This is a genomic window from Pseudomonas sp. GNP012, from assembly GCF_054343835.1.
Genome location: NZ_JBTGUU010000001.1, coordinates 5,268,902 through 5,282,542, shown reverse-complemented (window position 1 = coordinate 5,282,542; position 13,641 = coordinate 5,268,902). Strand labels below are relative to the sequence as shown.

Annotated in this window: 19 protein-coding genes; 8 read left to right on the top strand and 11 right to left on the bottom strand. The window is 59.8% G+C overall.

All coding sequences use genetic code 11. From position 1 onward, the window contains the following. Positions 1–82 precede the first annotated feature (82 nt). From ACXX83_RS23995 to ACXX83_RS23985, 3 genes are all read right to left on the bottom strand, one after another. The gene (locus ACXX83_RS23995) at positions 83–1,576 is read right to left on the bottom strand and encodes a YifB family Mg chelatase-like AAA ATPase (protein WP_218481081.1); all 1,494 of its coding nucleotides are present in this window, start codon (positions 1,574–1,576) and stop codon (positions 83–85) included. Positions 1,577–1,754: 178 nt separating this feature from the next. Continuing rightward, positions 1,755–1,925: a hypothetical protein gene (locus tag ACXX83_RS23990; protein ID WP_167399546.1), complete on the bottom strand. Its 171-nt coding sequence runs from the start codon at positions 1,923–1,925 to the stop codon at positions 1,755–1,757. A gap of 22 nt (positions 1,926–1,947) precedes the next feature. Beyond that, positions 1,948–2,484 (bottom strand): N-acetyltransferase, encoded by a 537-nt coding sequence (locus tag ACXX83_RS23985; protein WP_458549767.1) that lies wholly within the window; start codon positions 2,482–2,484, stop codon positions 1,948–1,950. Between the two features lie 192 nt (positions 2,485–2,676). Between ACXX83_RS23985 and ACXX83_RS23980 the strand changes: the two genes are divergently transcribed. Further along, positions 2,677–2,940, top strand: coding sequence for a HigA family addiction module antitoxin (locus ACXX83_RS23980; RefSeq protein WP_458549766.1), 264 nt, complete (start codon positions 2,677–2,679; stop codon positions 2,938–2,940). Between the two features lie 11 nt (positions 2,941–2,951). Here ACXX83_RS23980 and ACXX83_RS23975 read toward each other — a convergent pair whose 3' ends face one another. Together ACXX83_RS23975 and ACXX83_RS23970 are read right to left on the bottom strand one after the other, a co-directional pair. After that, positions 2,952–3,470, bottom strand: coding sequence for a BRO-N domain-containing protein (locus ACXX83_RS23975; RefSeq protein ID WP_458549765.1), 519 nt, complete (start codon positions 3,468–3,470; stop codon positions 2,952–2,954). A 382-nt stretch (positions 3,471–3,852) separates the two neighbouring features. Beyond that, positions 3,853–4,113 (bottom strand): accessory factor UbiK family protein, encoded by a 261-nt coding sequence (locus ACXX83_RS23970; RefSeq protein ID WP_007980822.1) that lies wholly within the window; start codon positions 4,111–4,113, stop codon positions 3,853–3,855. A 419-nt stretch (positions 4,114–4,532) separates the two neighbouring features. Between ACXX83_RS23970 and glnK the strand changes: the two genes are divergently transcribed. From glnK to sutA, 4 genes are all read left to right on the top strand, one after another. Continuing rightward, complete coding sequence (gene glnK / locus ACXX83_RS23965) at positions 4,533–4,871, top strand: P-II family nitrogen regulator (RefSeq protein WP_002555808.1); 339 nt, start codon at positions 4,533–4,535, stop codon at positions 4,869–4,871. Between the two features lie 35 nt (positions 4,872–4,906). Beyond that, complete coding sequence (locus ACXX83_RS23960; protein ID WP_015097345.1) at positions 4,907–6,244, top strand: ammonium transporter; 1,338 nt, start codon at positions 4,907–4,909, stop codon at positions 6,242–6,244. Positions 6,245–6,458: 214 nt separating this feature from the next. Further along, positions 6,459–6,884: a secondary thiamine-phosphate synthase enzyme YjbQ gene (locus ACXX83_RS23955; protein WP_015097344.1), complete on the top strand. Its 426-nt coding sequence runs from the start codon at positions 6,459–6,461 to the stop codon at positions 6,882–6,884. 101 nt (positions 6,885–6,985) lie between these two features. After that, on the top strand, positions 6,986–7,309 hold the full coding sequence (gene sutA, locus ACXX83_RS23950) for a dormancy-specific transcriptional regulator SutA (protein ID WP_015097343.1): 324 nt from the start codon (positions 6,986–6,988) through the stop codon (positions 7,307–7,309). 183 nt (positions 7,310–7,492) lie between these two features. On the opposite strand, the gene ACXX83_RS23945 is transcribed toward sutA, so the two are convergent. From ACXX83_RS23945 to lptM, 6 genes are read right to left on the bottom strand one after another with little or no spacing between them, the layout of a single operon-like run. Continuing rightward, the gene (locus tag ACXX83_RS23945; protein WP_458549764.1) at positions 7,493–8,200 is read right to left on the bottom strand and encodes an HAD family hydrolase; all 708 of its coding nucleotides are present in this window, start codon (positions 8,198–8,200) and stop codon (positions 7,493–7,495) included. Beyond that, positions 8,197–9,096, bottom strand: a complete 900-nt coding sequence (gene xerC, locus ACXX83_RS23940; RefSeq protein WP_015097341.1) for a tyrosine recombinase XerC — start codon at positions 9,094–9,096, stop codon at positions 8,197–8,199. Before xerC ends, ACXX83_RS23945 begins: the two co-directional genes overlap by 4 nt. Positions 9,097–9,098: 2 nt before the next feature. Then, positions 9,099–9,824 carry a DUF484 family protein gene (locus tag ACXX83_RS23935; RefSeq protein ID WP_015097340.1) on the bottom strand — a complete coding sequence of 242 codons (726 nt, stop codon included), beginning with the start codon at positions 9,822–9,824 and terminating at the stop codon, positions 9,099–9,101. Positions 9,825–9,837: 13 nt separating this feature from the next. Beyond that, positions 9,838–10,668: a diaminopimelate epimerase gene (gene dapF / locus ACXX83_RS23930; RefSeq protein ID WP_015097339.1), complete on the bottom strand. Its 831-nt coding sequence runs from the start codon at positions 10,666–10,668 to the stop codon at positions 9,838–9,840. Between the two features lie 4 nt (positions 10,669–10,672). Further along, a complete protein-coding gene (gene lysA, locus ACXX83_RS23925) occupies positions 10,673–11,920 on the bottom strand; it encodes a diaminopimelate decarboxylase (protein ID WP_218481086.1) in 1,248 nt (415 codons plus the stop codon). A 12-nt stretch (positions 11,921–11,932) separates the two neighbouring features. Then, complete coding sequence (gene lptM, locus ACXX83_RS23920; protein ID WP_007980804.1) at positions 11,933–12,109, bottom strand: LPS translocon maturation chaperone LptM; 177 nt, start codon at positions 12,107–12,109, stop codon at positions 11,933–11,935. Positions 12,110–12,439: 330 nt separating this feature from the next. Between lptM and cyaY the strand changes: the two genes are divergently transcribed. From cyaY to rnk, 3 genes are all read left to right on the top strand, one after another. Next, a complete protein-coding gene (gene cyaY / locus ACXX83_RS23915; protein WP_007980802.1) occupies positions 12,440–12,772 on the top strand; it encodes an iron donor protein CyaY in 333 nt (110 codons plus the stop codon). Positions 12,773–12,776: 4 nt separating this feature from the next. Beyond that, the gene (locus ACXX83_RS23910) at positions 12,777–12,998 is read left to right on the top strand and encodes a DUF1289 domain-containing protein (protein ID WP_458549763.1); all 222 of its coding nucleotides are present in this window, start codon (positions 12,777–12,779) and stop codon (positions 12,996–12,998) included. 227 nt (positions 12,999–13,225) lie between these two features. Then, positions 13,226–13,636 (top strand): nucleoside diphosphate kinase regulator, encoded by a 411-nt coding sequence (gene rnk, locus ACXX83_RS23905; protein WP_007980800.1) that lies wholly within the window; start codon positions 13,226–13,228, stop codon positions 13,634–13,636. Positions 13,637–13,641: the final 5 nt, after the last annotated feature.

Below are 13,641 nucleotides of genomic sequence, written 5' to 3'. Positions count from 1 at the left end.
GGCGTCGATATGCCATCGCATGAACGACGCAGAACCTGTGGGAGCGGGCTTGCCCGCGAAGGGCGCGCCTCGGTTTCAGCACTCACTGAGTCGCCGGCCGATACTGCAACGCCTCCGCCAGATGCTCACGGCTGATCGCATCAACCTGTTCCAGATCCGCCAGCGTCCGTGCCACCTTGAGCAAGCGGTGCGCCGAGCGCAGTGACAGGGTCAGTCGTTCACAGGCGGATTCCAGCCAGTGCTCGTCGGCTGTGGATAACTCGCAGTGCCGGCGCAGGCCCGGCAGATCGAGAAAGGCATTGGCACAACCCTGGCGCTTCTGCTGGCGCTCACGAGCCTCGGCGACAAGCACCGCAGCACTGGCGCTGTTCTCGCCAGGCTTCACTTTGGGATTCAACGCCGTGGCTTCCCGGGCGACAGTCAGGTGCAGGTCGATGCGATCGAGCAGCGGCCCCGACAGCTTGTTGCGATAACGCTGCACCATGTCCGGCGTGCAGGAGCAGCGCCCGCTTGGCTCGCCAAGATATCCACAGGGGCACGGATTCATCGCCGCCACCAATTGAAAACGCGCCGGAAAGCGCACGCGATCTTTCGCCCGCGAGATGACGATATGTCCTGATTCCATCGGCTCCCTCAGGACTTCCAATACCCTGCGTTCAAACTCGGGAAGCTCATCAAGAAACAAGACGCCGTGGTGGGCGAGGGTGATTTCACCCGGCTGCGGTTTCGAGCCGCCACCCACTAACGCGGGGCCAGAGGCGGAGTGATGGGGCTGGCGAAAGGGGCGCTGTGGCCAGTGACGCAAGGGCACACAACTGGTGACCGATTGAATCGCCGCCACTTCCAGCGCCTCGCTTTCGGTCAGCGGCGGCAGCAGCCCTGGCAAGCGACTCGCCAGCAAGGTTTTTCCGGTCCCCGGGGGGCCACTGAGCAGCAGGTTATGAGCGCCTGCAGCCGCAATCAGCAGCGCACGCTTGGCCGCCAGCTGCCCTTGCACTTCATTCAGGTCGGGATAAGGTTTGCTGGCGCAGAGCAGTCCATCGGAAGCATAAGGCTCGATCGGTGTATGCCCGTTGAAATGCGCGACGGCCTCCAGCAAATGGTCAACGGCAATCACTTTCAGTCCCGACGCCAGGCACGCTTCCTCAGCGTTCGCCCGAGGCACCATCAGCCAGCGCCCGGCCTTGCGCGCCGCCAACGCCGCTGGCAACACCCCTCGAACTGCCCGTACCGCACCTGACAGGGCCAACTCCCCCAAACACTCCACGTCATCCAGTGTCAGCGTCGGCACTTGCACACTGGCCGAGAGAATCCCCAGGGCAATCGCCAGATCGAACCGCCCGCCATCCTTGGGCAAATCCGCCGGCGCCAGATTCAGCGTGATCCGCCGCGCCGGAAATTGCAGCCCCGAATTGATGATCGCACTGCGCACCCGGTCCTTGCTTTCCTTCACCGCCGCCTCGGGCAGGCCGACCATGGTCAGGGATGGCAGGCCGTTGGCCAGATGAACTTCTACGGTGACGGCAGGCGCCTCCACGCCGACCTGGGCGCGGCTGTGGACGATGGAGAGGGACATGGTCGTTCCTTGAGTTGAAGAGCACCGCTTCCTGCGGGTTTTTGAAGGGTAGACGGGGGAGAGGGAATTGGTGGGGTGGATACGTGGGCAAAATTTCACGGGATATTGCGGTTACGAACCAGAGCATTGGCGAGGTACAAAAAACCGCCATTTAGACGGTTTCTTTCACGAAAGAGGTTCAGCTTCGTCCACCGGCCAACCAACCACCTGGCTCAAGTTCTTTACCGCGCGCGATGGCGACTTCAATAAAGCGTCGTTGATTGGCCGATAAATTTCCAGCCAAACGACGTGCTTCGGCGTGAAACTCAACAACTTGTAACAGCTTCGCCTTTCGCTTTTTTGGGCTCATACACACCTCCTGCGATTGGATGTTATTGGTCGCTCAAGTAGATGACAAGGCGGTTGTTATGGTCAAAGTCGAACCCGAGATCTCGATAATAAAAAACAACGTTCGGATCAGGGTCCTGGATTTCGATCTCTCTGCACCCAAGCATACGCGCATAGAAATCAGCGGCCAGTATCGCGATCGGGGCGATCAAGCCACGAAGCGGATGGGATCTGTCTGGATCACTCTGCAGAAGAACTACCTTCAGACAGAGAGCGCTCCTTCGCGGTTTTGCATAGCACAAGCCACACAGATTCTGCCCATACCAAATTGCCAAATCCAAACCTTTGGCATCTTTGCGCTTCCAGTCGGGGATGTGATCCCATGGGTATATTGTTGCTCCTTCCCATAAATGACATTTCTCTAACGCTGCTGCGGTAATCGGCTCAAACCTGACAGCTGTTACGTCCATTTTTAATGCACGAGGCGCGATGTTTTTAATAAATGCTTGGTAGGTAAGCTTCCGTGCGTTCGATTTAAAAGTCTGGTTACGAAGGTCCGTGCCTTTCCCTTTTCTTCTCATTGCTAACGTCTATGGAATATCAAGGCGAAAAGCGTAGGCGGAACGGGTCCGGGGAATAAATCAGGCTGGAGAGCTGCTTTTTGTAGGACCCTGCCGAGACAGATGAAGGACATCGGTGAAAGAGCGTGGATGGTCTTGCCGGATGAAGGCTGCTGCTTATGATCTCGCTGAATGCAGTCGTAGGAGGTGTGAATGAACAGGAATGGGATGTGCCCGATTCATCCTGGCGAAATTCTCTGCGAGGAGTTTTTGAAGCCGCTGGGCGTTACAAACGATGCTCTGGCTCGCTCGTTGAACGAGCCAGAGGCGGAAATAAGCGATGTTGTGAATCTGCGGAGCGATGTCAGTGTTGGTCTGGCGCATAAGCTATCCATACACCTGAACACCACACCCGATTTCTGGCTGAATCTGCAATCGACCTATGAGTTGCGCTCAGCCCAGATCGAGCGTGGTTGAACGTTAAATATTCAAAGCGACTGCAGGACACATGAAGCCCGCTTCCACCACGGTTTTACCGGGCGTCTGGACAGCTCGCGCTCTGTCATCATCTGCGGCACATCCTGCAACCGAATCCACGGCTGGTTATTCCAGTGCAGCAAGCTCAACGACATTTCCGGCCAGTTGAGCAGGCTCAGTTGTGGGCGTTCGGTTGTGGTGGGGTGTTGGGTGTCTCGCAGGGCGGGGACGACTTCGTGGGTGAGCCATTCACGTAATGCTCGGTATTCGGGGCAGTAGTGGTAGACGAGCATGGCGTAGACACCGGATTCGCTGATCAGCAGGGTGTTTTCGATGTGACCGTAGATGAGGGTTTGGGTGGTTTGGTATTGATCGGGATCGAGTTTTCGGAGTTGGCGGTCGTTGAGGTGGATGCGTAGTAATCGGCCGAGGTCGCGGGCGCAGAACCAGGGTTGGTTTTGCAGGAGTAGGGCGTGGAGGTGGAGTTTGTGGCGGGTGAAGATGTGGGGGATTAGGTAGTTATCGTCCATAGAGCAGTATCCAAGTTCGCTTGATAGATAACTGCCATTTATCGTCGCCAAACAATAAGGGTGGCAGCTGCATGCGGGTTGGCGAACCGGCCAAGCGAATACCGGCAGACCCTAAGGTCTCCCACACACAGCCGCCATAATTCAAATCGGGAGAGAACACCCGATATTGGATGATTGCAGTGCATTGCTTGGTTCCAGGTCGCCAAACCCAGTGCTGAATGTTCAGCCGGGATGAGCTTAGGAACCGGGGCTTAGCGACGCAATCGGACGGCGGTGTGATGTTTGTAGGACGTTGCCGGGATTTTTGCGGGGCTTGGGATCAAAAGATCGCAGCCTTCGGCAGCTCCTACAGGGGGCTGTGTTTCAAAGCGGGATTGATGGGTTACTCGGTTGGCGGATTGAGCTTCGCTTCCATCTCCGCGACCTTCGTTTCAAGAGCCTCCAGCCGCGCCCGCGTGCGCGCCAGTACAACCATCTGGCTATCGAACTCTTCCCGACTCACCAGATCCAGCTTGCTGAAGCCGCTCTGCAGCAACATTTTGAACTGGCTTTCGATTTCGGCTTTCGGCAGCGGCGTGTCACCGCTGAAGAGGCGGGAGGCGGTGCCGGTCAGGGCGTCGAGGAAGTCTTTTGGCGCGAGCATGGGCAATGTCCTGGAAACAATGACGGGCAGTGTATCACGCAGTGTCTATAGTCATTTGCGCGGGCAAAGGGTGCACGGTTTTCGCGCATCGGGATGGACGGCGTCGCACCGTTGTTGTGCGTAACGTGCCGGGTGTTGTCGCGAAGTATCCGCCATCCACCGGTAAAGGCTTGAAAACAGTCAGTTTTGTGGAGATGGCAAGCTTTCTGCTTAGATGCTGGTGACCCATGCACTGATGCAGTCGCTGTGACGAATGCAGTGCGCCAGGCGAATCACGGGGAGTGCTTCGCAAGGAGCGGTTAGCTGGCGTCGGACGGGCAGGTAAGGCCGACGATGCGTTACAAAGCCAGGCACTGCGCTTAGACTTGAGACGGGTTTGTTTTCCTGGGGCAAGTCCACCAATTCGGGAGAGAGTTTTCATGAAGCTAGTCACTGCCATCATCAAGCCGTTCAAACTGGACGACGTACGCGAGTCGCTGTCCGAGATCGGCGTGCAGGGCATTACCGTCACTGAAGTCAAAGGCTTTGGTCGGCAGAAGGGTCACACCGAGCTGTATCGCGGCGCGGAATACGTGGTCGATTTCCTGCCCAAGGTGAAGATTGACGTCGCCATCGACGACAAGGATCTGGACCGGGTAATCGAGGCCATCACCAAGGCTGCCAACACCGGCAAGATCGGTGACGGCAAGATCTTCGTGGTCAATCTGGAACAGGCGATTCGCATCCGTACCGGCGAAACCGATACCGACGCTATCTAAGCCGCCACAAACCCAACGCCCCAGGAGAAAACAATATGACTCTGCGTAAATTCGCAGGGCTAGGAGCCCTGTTGTCCATCGTAATGCCCAGCCTTGCTTTGGCGGCAGACGAAGTGGCGGCCCCGGTCCTCAACTCTGGCGACACTGCCTGGATGTTGACCTCTACAGCCTTGGTGCTGTTCATGACCATTCCCGGCCTCGCGCTGTTCTACGGCGGCATGGTGCGGTCGAAAAACATTCTTTCCGTGATGATGCAGTGCTTCGCCATTACCGGTCTGATCAGCGTCCTGTGGGTCATTTATGGCTACAGCATCGCGTTCGACACCACCGGCATGGAGCAGGGCGTCGTCAACTTCAACTCGTTCTTCGGTGGCATGGGCAAGGCATTCCTTGCCGGTGTCACGCCATCCAGTCTGACCGGTCCTGCGGCGCTGTTCCCTGAAGCGGTGTTCATCACCTTCCAGATGACCTTCGCCATCATCACGCCGGCGCTGATCGTCGGTGCCTTCGCCGAGCGGATGAAGTTCTCCGCGATGCTGGTCTTCATGGGCATCTGGTTCACCCTGGTTTACGCGCCGATTGCGCACATGGTCTGGTCCGGTAACGGCGGCCTGATGTGGGACTGGGGCGTTCTGGACTTTGCCGGCGGCACCGTGGTGCACATCAACGCCGGTGTGGCCGGTCTGGTTGCCTGCCTGGTGCTGGGCAAGCGCAAAGGCTTCCCGACCACGCCGATGGCACCGCACAACCTCGGTTATACCCTGATGGGCGCGGCCATGCTGTGGGTCGGCTGGTTCGGTTTCAACGCCGGTTCCGCCGCTGCGGCCAACGGTACCGCCGGTATGGCGATGCTGGTGACGCAAATCGCTACTGCCGCTGCTGCGCTGGGCTGGATGTTTGCCGAGTGGGTCACCCATGGCAAACCTAGCGCACTGGGTATCGCTTCGGGCGTGGTTGCTGGCCTGGTGGCAATTACCCCGGCTGCCGGTACTGTTGGCCCGATGGGCGCGCTGGTCATCGGTCTGGCGGCTGGCGTTGTGTGCTTCTTCTGCGCCACCACCCTGAAGCGCAAGCTCGGCTATGACGATTCCCTGGACGCCTTCGGTGTACACGGTATTGGCGGTATCCTCGGCGCAATCCTGACCGGTGTGTTCGCAGCTCCCTCCCTGGGTGGCTTCGGCACCGTGACCGACATCGCCGCACAAGTGTGGATTCAGTGCAAAGGCGTAGGTTTCACGGTGATCTACACCGCGATCGCCACGTACATCATCCTCAAGGTGCTGGATGCGGTCATGGGTCTGCGCATCAATGAAGAAGAAGAGGCGGTCGGCATCGATCTGGCGCTTCACAACGAACGCGGCTACAACTTGTAAGCACGCGCATAAAAAACTTGCCCGGCTTGCCGGGCATTTTTTTGTCTGAAATTTGTCTTTGCAGGGTGAGCTGAAAGGTTTTTTCCTACAGGTTTTAAGATGTTTACGTCGGGTGTTTTTGTGCGGTCGAAGGCTTACATGATTGAAGGAATATTAGGGCCTTTGTTTTTTCCCAGAGCGCGCTAGAATGCGCCCCGAACGTGCGGAGAACTGTATGTGGCAACAGACTCTGATTACCTTGCGGGCGAGGCCCCGGGGCTTTCACCTGGTAACGGACGAGTTACTCGCCGGCCTGCCTGAACTCAAGGCGTGTCGGGTCGGTCTGTTGCATTTGTGGCTGCAGCATACCTCGGCGTCGTTGACCATCAACGAGAACGCCGATCCGGCGGTACGTCGCGACTTCGAGCGGTTTTTCAATCGTCTGATCCCACAAGGAGCAGACGGCTATGAGCATAACGACGAAGGCCAGGACGACCTCCCGGCGCACTTCAAGGCCAGCGTGCTTGGCTGTCAGCTCTGTTTGCCGATTTCGGCAGGCCGGCTGGCGTTGGGAACCTGGCAAGGCGTTTACCTGGGCGAGCACCGCGATCATGGCGGTGCCCGTAAAGTCCTCGCCACCGTGCACGGTGAAGAGGCATAACCGCTGGTCAGCAGCGGCTGTTGATTTTTTTCCGGCAGCCTTCGACAGGGGGCAAAGCTGGGCTATAACTAATCTGCTTTTCGCAAGTCATGAGGTAGAACATGAGCGACGATGATCTGGAAAACGACGACCTCGAAGTAGGCGACGAAGACGAGGCTGAAGAAGGCCTGGAAGCGGCAGCGGAAGACGTTGCTGACGACGACGGCGGTGATGCGCCGGTTCCGGCCGCCAAAGGCAAGGCCAAGGCAGCGGTATCGGTCGATGAGCTGCCGAGTGTCGAAGCCAAGAACAAGGAGCGCGACGCCTTGGCCAAGGCCATGGAAGAGTTCCTGGCCCGTGGTGGCAAGGTGCAGGAAGTGGAGGCCAATGTGGTCGCCGATCCTCCCAAGAAGCCGGATAACAAGTACGGCAGCCGGCCTATCTGAGGCCTGCTACCCGCTTGCTGAAAAAGCCCGCCGTCGCTGCGGGCTTTTTCATGCAACAAAATTTTCTGGTTGAACACAATCTACTGTGGGAGCGGGCTTGCTCGCGAAGGCGTCCTGTCAGCCAACATCAATGTCGACTGGTACACCGCATTCGCGAGCAAGCCCGCTCCCACAGGTTTTGTGTCAGGCCGAAGGCGAATTCCACCGCGCCAACAACGCCGGCAATTCGGTCAGGCTGCAAATTTCGGCATCCGGCAACCGTTCCGCTTCCCAGACCTTGCCCGCCGGGTTGAACCAGATCGCCCGCATCCCCGCTTGTTGCGCACCGGCAATGTCATCGCCCGGATGATCGCCAATATGAACCGCCGTATCAGCCGTCGCGCCGCCGCGTTGCAAGGCTTCATGGAACAGCCGCGCATCAGGTTTGGCGATGCCGATGTCTTCGGCGCACAACGCAAACTTGAAGTAGTCCGCCAGCCCCAGTCGACGCACATCGGCGTTGCCATTGGTGACCACGCCGAGGGCGTAATGGTTGGCCAGCAACTCCAAGGTCGGTTGCACCTCCGGAAATATTTCCAGCTGATGCCGGGCATGCAGAAACACTTCGAAACTCTGATCGGCCAGGTCCGACGCTTCAGCATGGGGATATCCGGCTTCTTCCAGGGCCTGGAACAATACGCGCCGGCGCAAGGCGCTGATGCGGTGCTTGAGGTTCGGCTCGATGCTCAGGATGCGTTCGCGTATGGCCCACAAATGCTCCACCGGCACCGCCCCCAGGTTGGGCGCATGTTCGGTCAGCCATGCACGCAATATGGCTTCGGCGCTGACGATGACGGGGGCGGTGTCCCACAGGGTGTCGTCGAGGTCGAAGGTGATCAACTGAATGCTCATGAATCGTCGCCCTTAATGCGTTTGGCCCTTGGATGGGCGCTGTCGTAGACCGTGGCCAGGTGCTGGAAGTCCAGGTGGGTGTAGATCTGCGTGGTCTTGATGTCCGAGTGCCCGAGCAGTTCCTGAACCGCGCGCAGGTCCTGGGAGGATTCCAGCAGATGGCTGGCGAAGGAGTGCCGCAGCATGTGCGGATGCAGGTTCTGTCCCAGCTCGCGCTCGCCAGCAGCCTTGACCCGCACCTGGATCGCTCGGGGGCCGAGACGTCGCCCCTGTTGGCTGACGAACACCGCATCGTCCGCCGGGTTGGCCATGGCCCGCAGTGGCAGCCACTGCTCCAGCGCTTCGCGGGCTTTTTTTCCTACCGGCAGCAGGCGGGTCTTGCTGCCTTTGCCGAGCACCTGGACCATGCCGTCGGCGAGGTCGAGTTGATCGAGATTGAGTCCTGTCAGCTCCGACAGCCGCAGCCCGGAAGAGTAGAACAACTCCAGAATCGCCTGGTCCCGACGTGCCAGAAAGTCATCCTCCACACCACCTTCCAGCAGTTGCAGGGCGCGGTCGGTGTCGAGGGTTTTCGGCAGGCGGCGTTCACCTTTCGGTGGCGCCAGGCCGTTGGCCGGATCGTGGTCGCACAGGCCTTCGCGATTGAGGTAGTGATAGAGCCCGCGAACGGCCGACAGCAATCGCGCCAGGCTGCGTGATGATTGCCCTTGGGCGTGCAGGCGGGCAATCAGGCTGCGCAGGCGCTGGATGTCCAGCGCCGCCCAACTGCCGATGTTCTGTTTGACGCACCAGCCCAGCACTTTGTCGAGGTCGCGGCGGTAGGCCGACAGCGTGTGCGGCGACACCTGCCGCTCACTGCGCAGGTGTTCGCAGTAAGCGTCCAGTTGTCGTTCCATGTTCAGCGTACCGAGCGCAGGGAATTGTTGACCCGCGGCAGCACGCGACCCATGACTTCAGCGATGTAGCTCAGGAACAAGGTGCCCACCGAGCTTTTGTAGTGCTGCGGATCACGGCTGGCGATGGCCAGGATGCCGTGGATGCCCTGGTGGCTGATGGCGACGACCGCGGTGGAGCCGATCTGCTTGCGTTGCTCTTCGCCGAACAGGAAGTCCAGTTCATGCTCGCGCAGGCTGCCGCTGACGCTTTTGTCTTCCGAGAGCAAACCGCCGATGGCCACTTGAGCTTCGGCGTGAGTGACCCAGCGGCCCACCGGCATGGCGTTGTCGCCGAGCAGGATGAGGCTGACGAAGGGTACCTGGAATTCCTGGCGCAGGCTGTCTTCGACGCACATCACTACGTCTTCCAGGCTGGCGGCGTCCATCAGCGCGAGGATCAGGCGACGGGTCTTTTCGAACAAACGGTCGTTGTCCCGGGCCACGTCCATCAAATGCGACAGGCGATGACGCAGTTCAATGTTGCGGTCGCGCAGGATGGTCATCTGACGCTCCACCAGCGACACTGTATCGCCGCGTCGATGGGGAATACGCAGGGACGGGAGCAGCTCTTCGTGCTCGACGAAGAAGTCCGGATGAGCCTCCAGGTACGCGGCAACAGCCGCCGCCTCCAGGCTTTCGGACGGTGATTCGTCAGCTTGTCGTGCGGGTACCTGAGGCTTGTCGGTCATGGATTTCGCTCACTCAAAGACGCACTTGTCCTTCATATACGCGCACTGCCGGGCCGGTCATCATCACCGGTTGGCCAGGGCCTGCCCATTCGATGGACAAGCGCCCGCCAGGCAGGTCGATCAATAGTGGCGAATCCATCCACCCCTGGCTGATCGCGGCCACTGCGGCGGCGCAGGCGCCGGTTCCGCAAGCCTGGGTTTCCCCGGCTCCACGCTCCCAGACGCGCAACTGCGCGCGGCTCCGGTCGATGACCTGGAGAAAGCCGACATTGACCCGTGCCGGGAAGCGCGGGTGATGTTCGATTTTCGGTCCCAGCTCATGCACCGGCGCGTTGTTGATATCGCTGACCCGCACCACGGCATGGGGGTTGCCCATGGACACGGCGGCCAGATCGACCGGGGTGCCGTCGACGTCGACCTGATAACTCTTGGCCTGCTCCGGTGCCTGGAACGGAATATCCGCCGGCACCAGGCGTGGGGCGCCCATGTTCACGCTGATCTGGCCGTCGTTACGCACGTCCAGTTCGATGATGCCGCTTTTGGTCTCGACCCGAATCAGCCGCTTTGCGGTCAGGCGCTTGTCGAGCACGAAACGGGCGAAGCAGCGCGCACCGTTGCCGCACTGTTCCACTTCGGAACCGTCGGAGTTGAAGATCCGGTAGCGGAAATCCACATCCGGATTGCTCGGTGCCTCGACGATCAGCAACTGGTCGAAACCGATGCCGGTGTGCCGGTCGCCCCATTGCTTGGCATGCTTGGGCAGGATGTGCGCGTGCTGGCTGACCAGGTCGAGGACCATGAAGTCATTGCCCAGGCCGTGCATCTTGGTAAAACGCAGCAGCATGGTTTTACTCCGGCAGCAGGCTTTCGCCAGCAAACAACTCGGCTACCGTTTCACGGCGACGCACTTCAAATGCCTGATCACCGTCCACCAACACTTCAGCGGTACGGCCGCGGGTGTTGTAGTTGGAACTCATGACAAACCCGTAGGCACCGGCCGAATGCACGGCCAGCAGGTCGCCTTCTTCCAGGGCCAGCTGACGATCCTTGGCCAGGAAGTCGCCGGTCTCGCAGATCGGGCCGACGATGTCGTAGGCGCGGGCCGCGGATTGACGCGGGCGCACGGCCGTGACGTCCATCCAGGCCTGGTACAGCGCCGGGCGGATCAGGTCGTTCATGGCGGCGTCGACGATGGCGAAGTCTTTATGCTCGGTGTGCTTGAGGTATTCGACCTGGGTCAGCAATACACCGGCGTTGGCGACGATGAAGCGACCCGGCTCGAACACCAGCGCCAGGTCGCGACCATCGAGGCGTTCACGCACGGCCTTGATGTAGTCGCCGGCCAGTGGCGGCTCCTCGTCCTTGTATCGCACGCCCAGGCCACCACCGAGATCGATGTGGCGCAGGTAGATGCCGCAATCGCCAAGGCGGTCGACCAGGCCCAGCAGGCGGTCGAGAGCGTCGATGAACGGCGGCAGGGTGGTCAGTTGCGAGCCGATGTGGCAATCGACGCCGACCACTTCCAGGTTCGGCAGTTGCGCGGCACGCACGTACACGTCTTCGGCGTCGGCGATGGCGATGCCGAACTTGTTCTCTTTCAGACCGGTGGAAATGTACGGGTGGGTGCCGGCATCGACGTCCGGGTTGACGCGCAACGAAATCGGCGCGCGAACGCCCAGTTCGGCAGCGACCACTTGCAGGCGTTCGAGCTCGTCGGTGGATTCGACGTTGAAGCAGTGCACGCCGACTTCCAGGGCGCGACGCATGTCGTCACGGGTCTTGCCGACGCCGGAGAACACGATCTTGTCGGCGCTGCCGCCAGCGGCCAGTACACGTTCCAGTTCACCACGGGAGACGATGTCGAAACCGGCGCCCAGACGCGCCAGGACATTCAGGACGCCCAGGTTGGAGTTGGCCTTGACTGCGAAGCACACCAGGTGCGGCGTGCCAGCCAGTGCATCGGCATAAGCCAGGTACTGGGCTTCGATGTGTGCACGGGAGTAAACGTAGGTCGGTGTTCCAAAGCGCTCGGCGATGGCAGACAGGGCAACACCTTCCGCGAACAGTTCACCGTCACGGTAGTTAAAAGCGTCCATGAGGTTCCCTTATTATTGGTAGACGTCGTGCTTGTGTGCTTTGGAGGCAGGCTGCTGCTGCGACGACTTGGCTTGCTCGACAGGGTCCTGGTCTTCATCGGGCAGGTACAGCGGGCCTTTTTGACCGCAGGCCGACACAAGGCAGGCAACCGCGAGGAGCGCAGCAAGGGAAGAGATCAGGCGCTTCATGGCGAAATCCTTGAAAATGCATTAATTGCGCCGGAGTATACCGGCCACCCGGCAGCTTGCCTATGCAACGGACCGCCCGTCCGGCGGGGGTTGGGCCGATGTCCGTAACATAAGTGCAATCCATTGTGGGAGCGGGCTTGCTCGCGAAAGCGCTGCATTAGTCAATGCGGATGTCGACTGACACACCGCATTCGCGAGCAAGCCCGCTCCCACAGGTACAGCACTTGACCTATTGATATCGGCCCGCGGTCGTTATTCTTTGCATTCAGCAGGGCTCGGTCGTATCTTGCGGCGCTTGAGCCTGATCAGACACTTTTTGAGGTTGCCGTAATGAGTTTGTCCGAAGCGCGTTTCCACGACCTGGTCGATGCCACCCAGCAAACCCTGGAGGACATCTTTGACGACAGCGACCTGGATATCGACCTCGAAAGCTCGGCCGGTGTGCTGACCGTCAAGTTCGAGAACGGCAGTCAGTTGATCTTCAGTCGCCAGGAGCCGCTGCGTCAGCTCTGGCTGGCGGCGGTGTCCGGTGGTTTCCACTTCGACTACGACGAAGAAAGCGAGCGCTGGATGTGTGACAAGAGCGAAGAGCAGTTGGGTGAAATGCTTGAGCGTATCGTCCAGCAGCAGGCCGGGGTCGAGCTCGATTTCGAAGGCCTGTGAGATCGTGACCCAGCCTGCGTCTGTCCGCCCACCGAAGCCGCTCTACAGCAATGTCAGCCCGGCGGTGCCGTCGCCGTGCAGCGGTGTGTGTCGGCTGGACGAGCAGAAAGTCTGCCTGGGCTGCTTCCGCCATGTCGAAGACATCCGCGAATGGCGCTCGGCGGACGATGATCGCCGCCGTGTCATTTGCGCCCAGGCCTCTGAGCGCAAAGCCACCACCCTGTAGGAGCTGCCGAAGGCTGCGATCTTTTGGCCGCTCTGAAGATTTCCGAAGAACAAGATCAAAAGATCGCAGCCTGCGGCAGCTCCTACGCCGCCGGGTGGCGGCTTGTATATTTTTTGAGCTGTGATAGTGTCCGGTAACGCCTCAACCCATCGAGGCTTGTGAAAACCCCGCCTTTTTCTGGCGGGGTTTTGCTTTTTTCGTGCAGAAGAAAGGAGTCTGCCCAGATCATGACCGCACCTTCCATCACCCTTACCCGTCTGGACGTCCAGCGTCTGGAGCGTCTGATCGACAGCCTGGACGACACGCTGCCGGGCGTTATTGCGCTGCAAACCGAACTGGATCGCGCCGATACCGTGGTCGGCCACGATGAAGTGCCGGCGGATGTCGTGACCATGAATTCCCGCGTGCATTGCCGGGAAGAAGGCAGTGGCAAGGACTACCACCTGACCCTGGTGTACCCCAAGGATGCGAATGCCGACGAAGGCAAGGTCTCGATCCTGGCGCCGGTGGGCAGCGCGCTGCTCGGCCTGAAGGTTGGCCAGCATATCGATTGGCCGGCTCCGGGTGGCAAGACCCTGAAGTTGACGCTGCTGGAAGTCGAATCGCAGCCGGCCAATGGCGGCGCGTTCCCGGAGTGACATCC

What these genes read in the sequence shown, in the direction of transcription:
- ACXX83_RS23995 (WP_218481081.1), bottom strand. Translation starts at nt 1,576, where the DNA reads ATGTCCCTCTCCATCGTCCACAGCCGCGCCCAGGTCGGCGTGGAGGCG.
- ACXX83_RS23990 (WP_167399546.1), bottom strand. Translation starts at nt 1,925, where the DNA reads ATGAGCCCAAAAAAGCGAAAGGCGAAGCTGTTACAAGTTGTTGAGTTT.
- ACXX83_RS23985 (WP_458549767.1), bottom strand. Translation starts at nt 2,484, where the DNA reads ATGAGAAGAAAAGGGAAAGGCACGGACCTTCGTAACCAGACTTTTAAA.
- ACXX83_RS23980 (WP_458549766.1), top strand. Translation starts at nt 2,677, where the DNA reads ATGAACAGGAATGGGATGTGCCCGATTCATCCTGGCGAAATTCTCTGC.
- ACXX83_RS23975 (WP_458549765.1), bottom strand. Translation starts at nt 3,470, where the DNA reads ATGGACGATAACTACCTAATCCCCCACATCTTCACCCGCCACAAACTC.
- ACXX83_RS23970 (WP_007980822.1), bottom strand. Translation starts at nt 4,113, where the DNA reads ATGCTCGCGCCAAAAGACTTCCTCGACGCCCTGACCGGCACCGCCTCC.
- glnK (WP_002555808.1), top strand. Translation starts at nt 4,533, where the DNA reads ATGAAGCTAGTCACTGCCATCATCAAGCCGTTCAAACTGGACGACGTA.
- ACXX83_RS23960 (WP_015097345.1), top strand. Translation starts at nt 4,907, where the DNA reads ATGACTCTGCGTAAATTCGCAGGGCTAGGAGCCCTGTTGTCCATCGTA.
- ACXX83_RS23955 (WP_015097344.1), top strand. Translation starts at nt 6,459, where the DNA reads ATGTGGCAACAGACTCTGATTACCTTGCGGGCGAGGCCCCGGGGCTTT.
- sutA (WP_015097343.1), top strand. Translation starts at nt 6,986, where the DNA reads ATGAGCGACGATGATCTGGAAAACGACGACCTCGAAGTAGGCGACGAA.
- ACXX83_RS23945 (WP_458549764.1), bottom strand. Translation starts at nt 8,200, where the DNA reads ATGAGCATTCAGTTGATCACCTTCGACCTCGACGACACCCTGTGGGAC.
- xerC (WP_015097341.1), bottom strand. Translation starts at nt 9,096, where the DNA reads ATGGAACGACAACTGGACGCTTACTGCGAACACCTGCGCAGTGAGCGG.
- ACXX83_RS23935 (WP_015097340.1), bottom strand. Translation starts at nt 9,824, where the DNA reads ATGACCGACAAGCCTCAGGTACCCGCACGACAAGCTGACGAATCACCG.
- dapF (WP_015097339.1), bottom strand. Translation starts at nt 10,668, where the DNA reads ATGCTGCTGCGTTTTACCAAGATGCACGGCCTGGGCAATGACTTCATG.
- lysA (WP_218481086.1), bottom strand. Translation starts at nt 11,920, where the DNA reads ATGGACGCTTTTAACTACCGTGACGGTGAACTGTTCGCGGAAGGTGTT.
- lptM (WP_007980804.1), bottom strand. Translation starts at nt 12,109, where the DNA reads ATGAAGCGCCTGATCTCTTCCCTTGCTGCGCTCCTCGCGGTTGCCTGC.
- cyaY (WP_007980802.1), top strand. Translation starts at nt 12,440, where the DNA reads ATGAGTTTGTCCGAAGCGCGTTTCCACGACCTGGTCGATGCCACCCAG.
- rnk (WP_007980800.1), top strand. Translation starts at nt 13,226, where the DNA reads ATGACCGCACCTTCCATCACCCTTACCCGTCTGGACGTCCAGCGTCTG.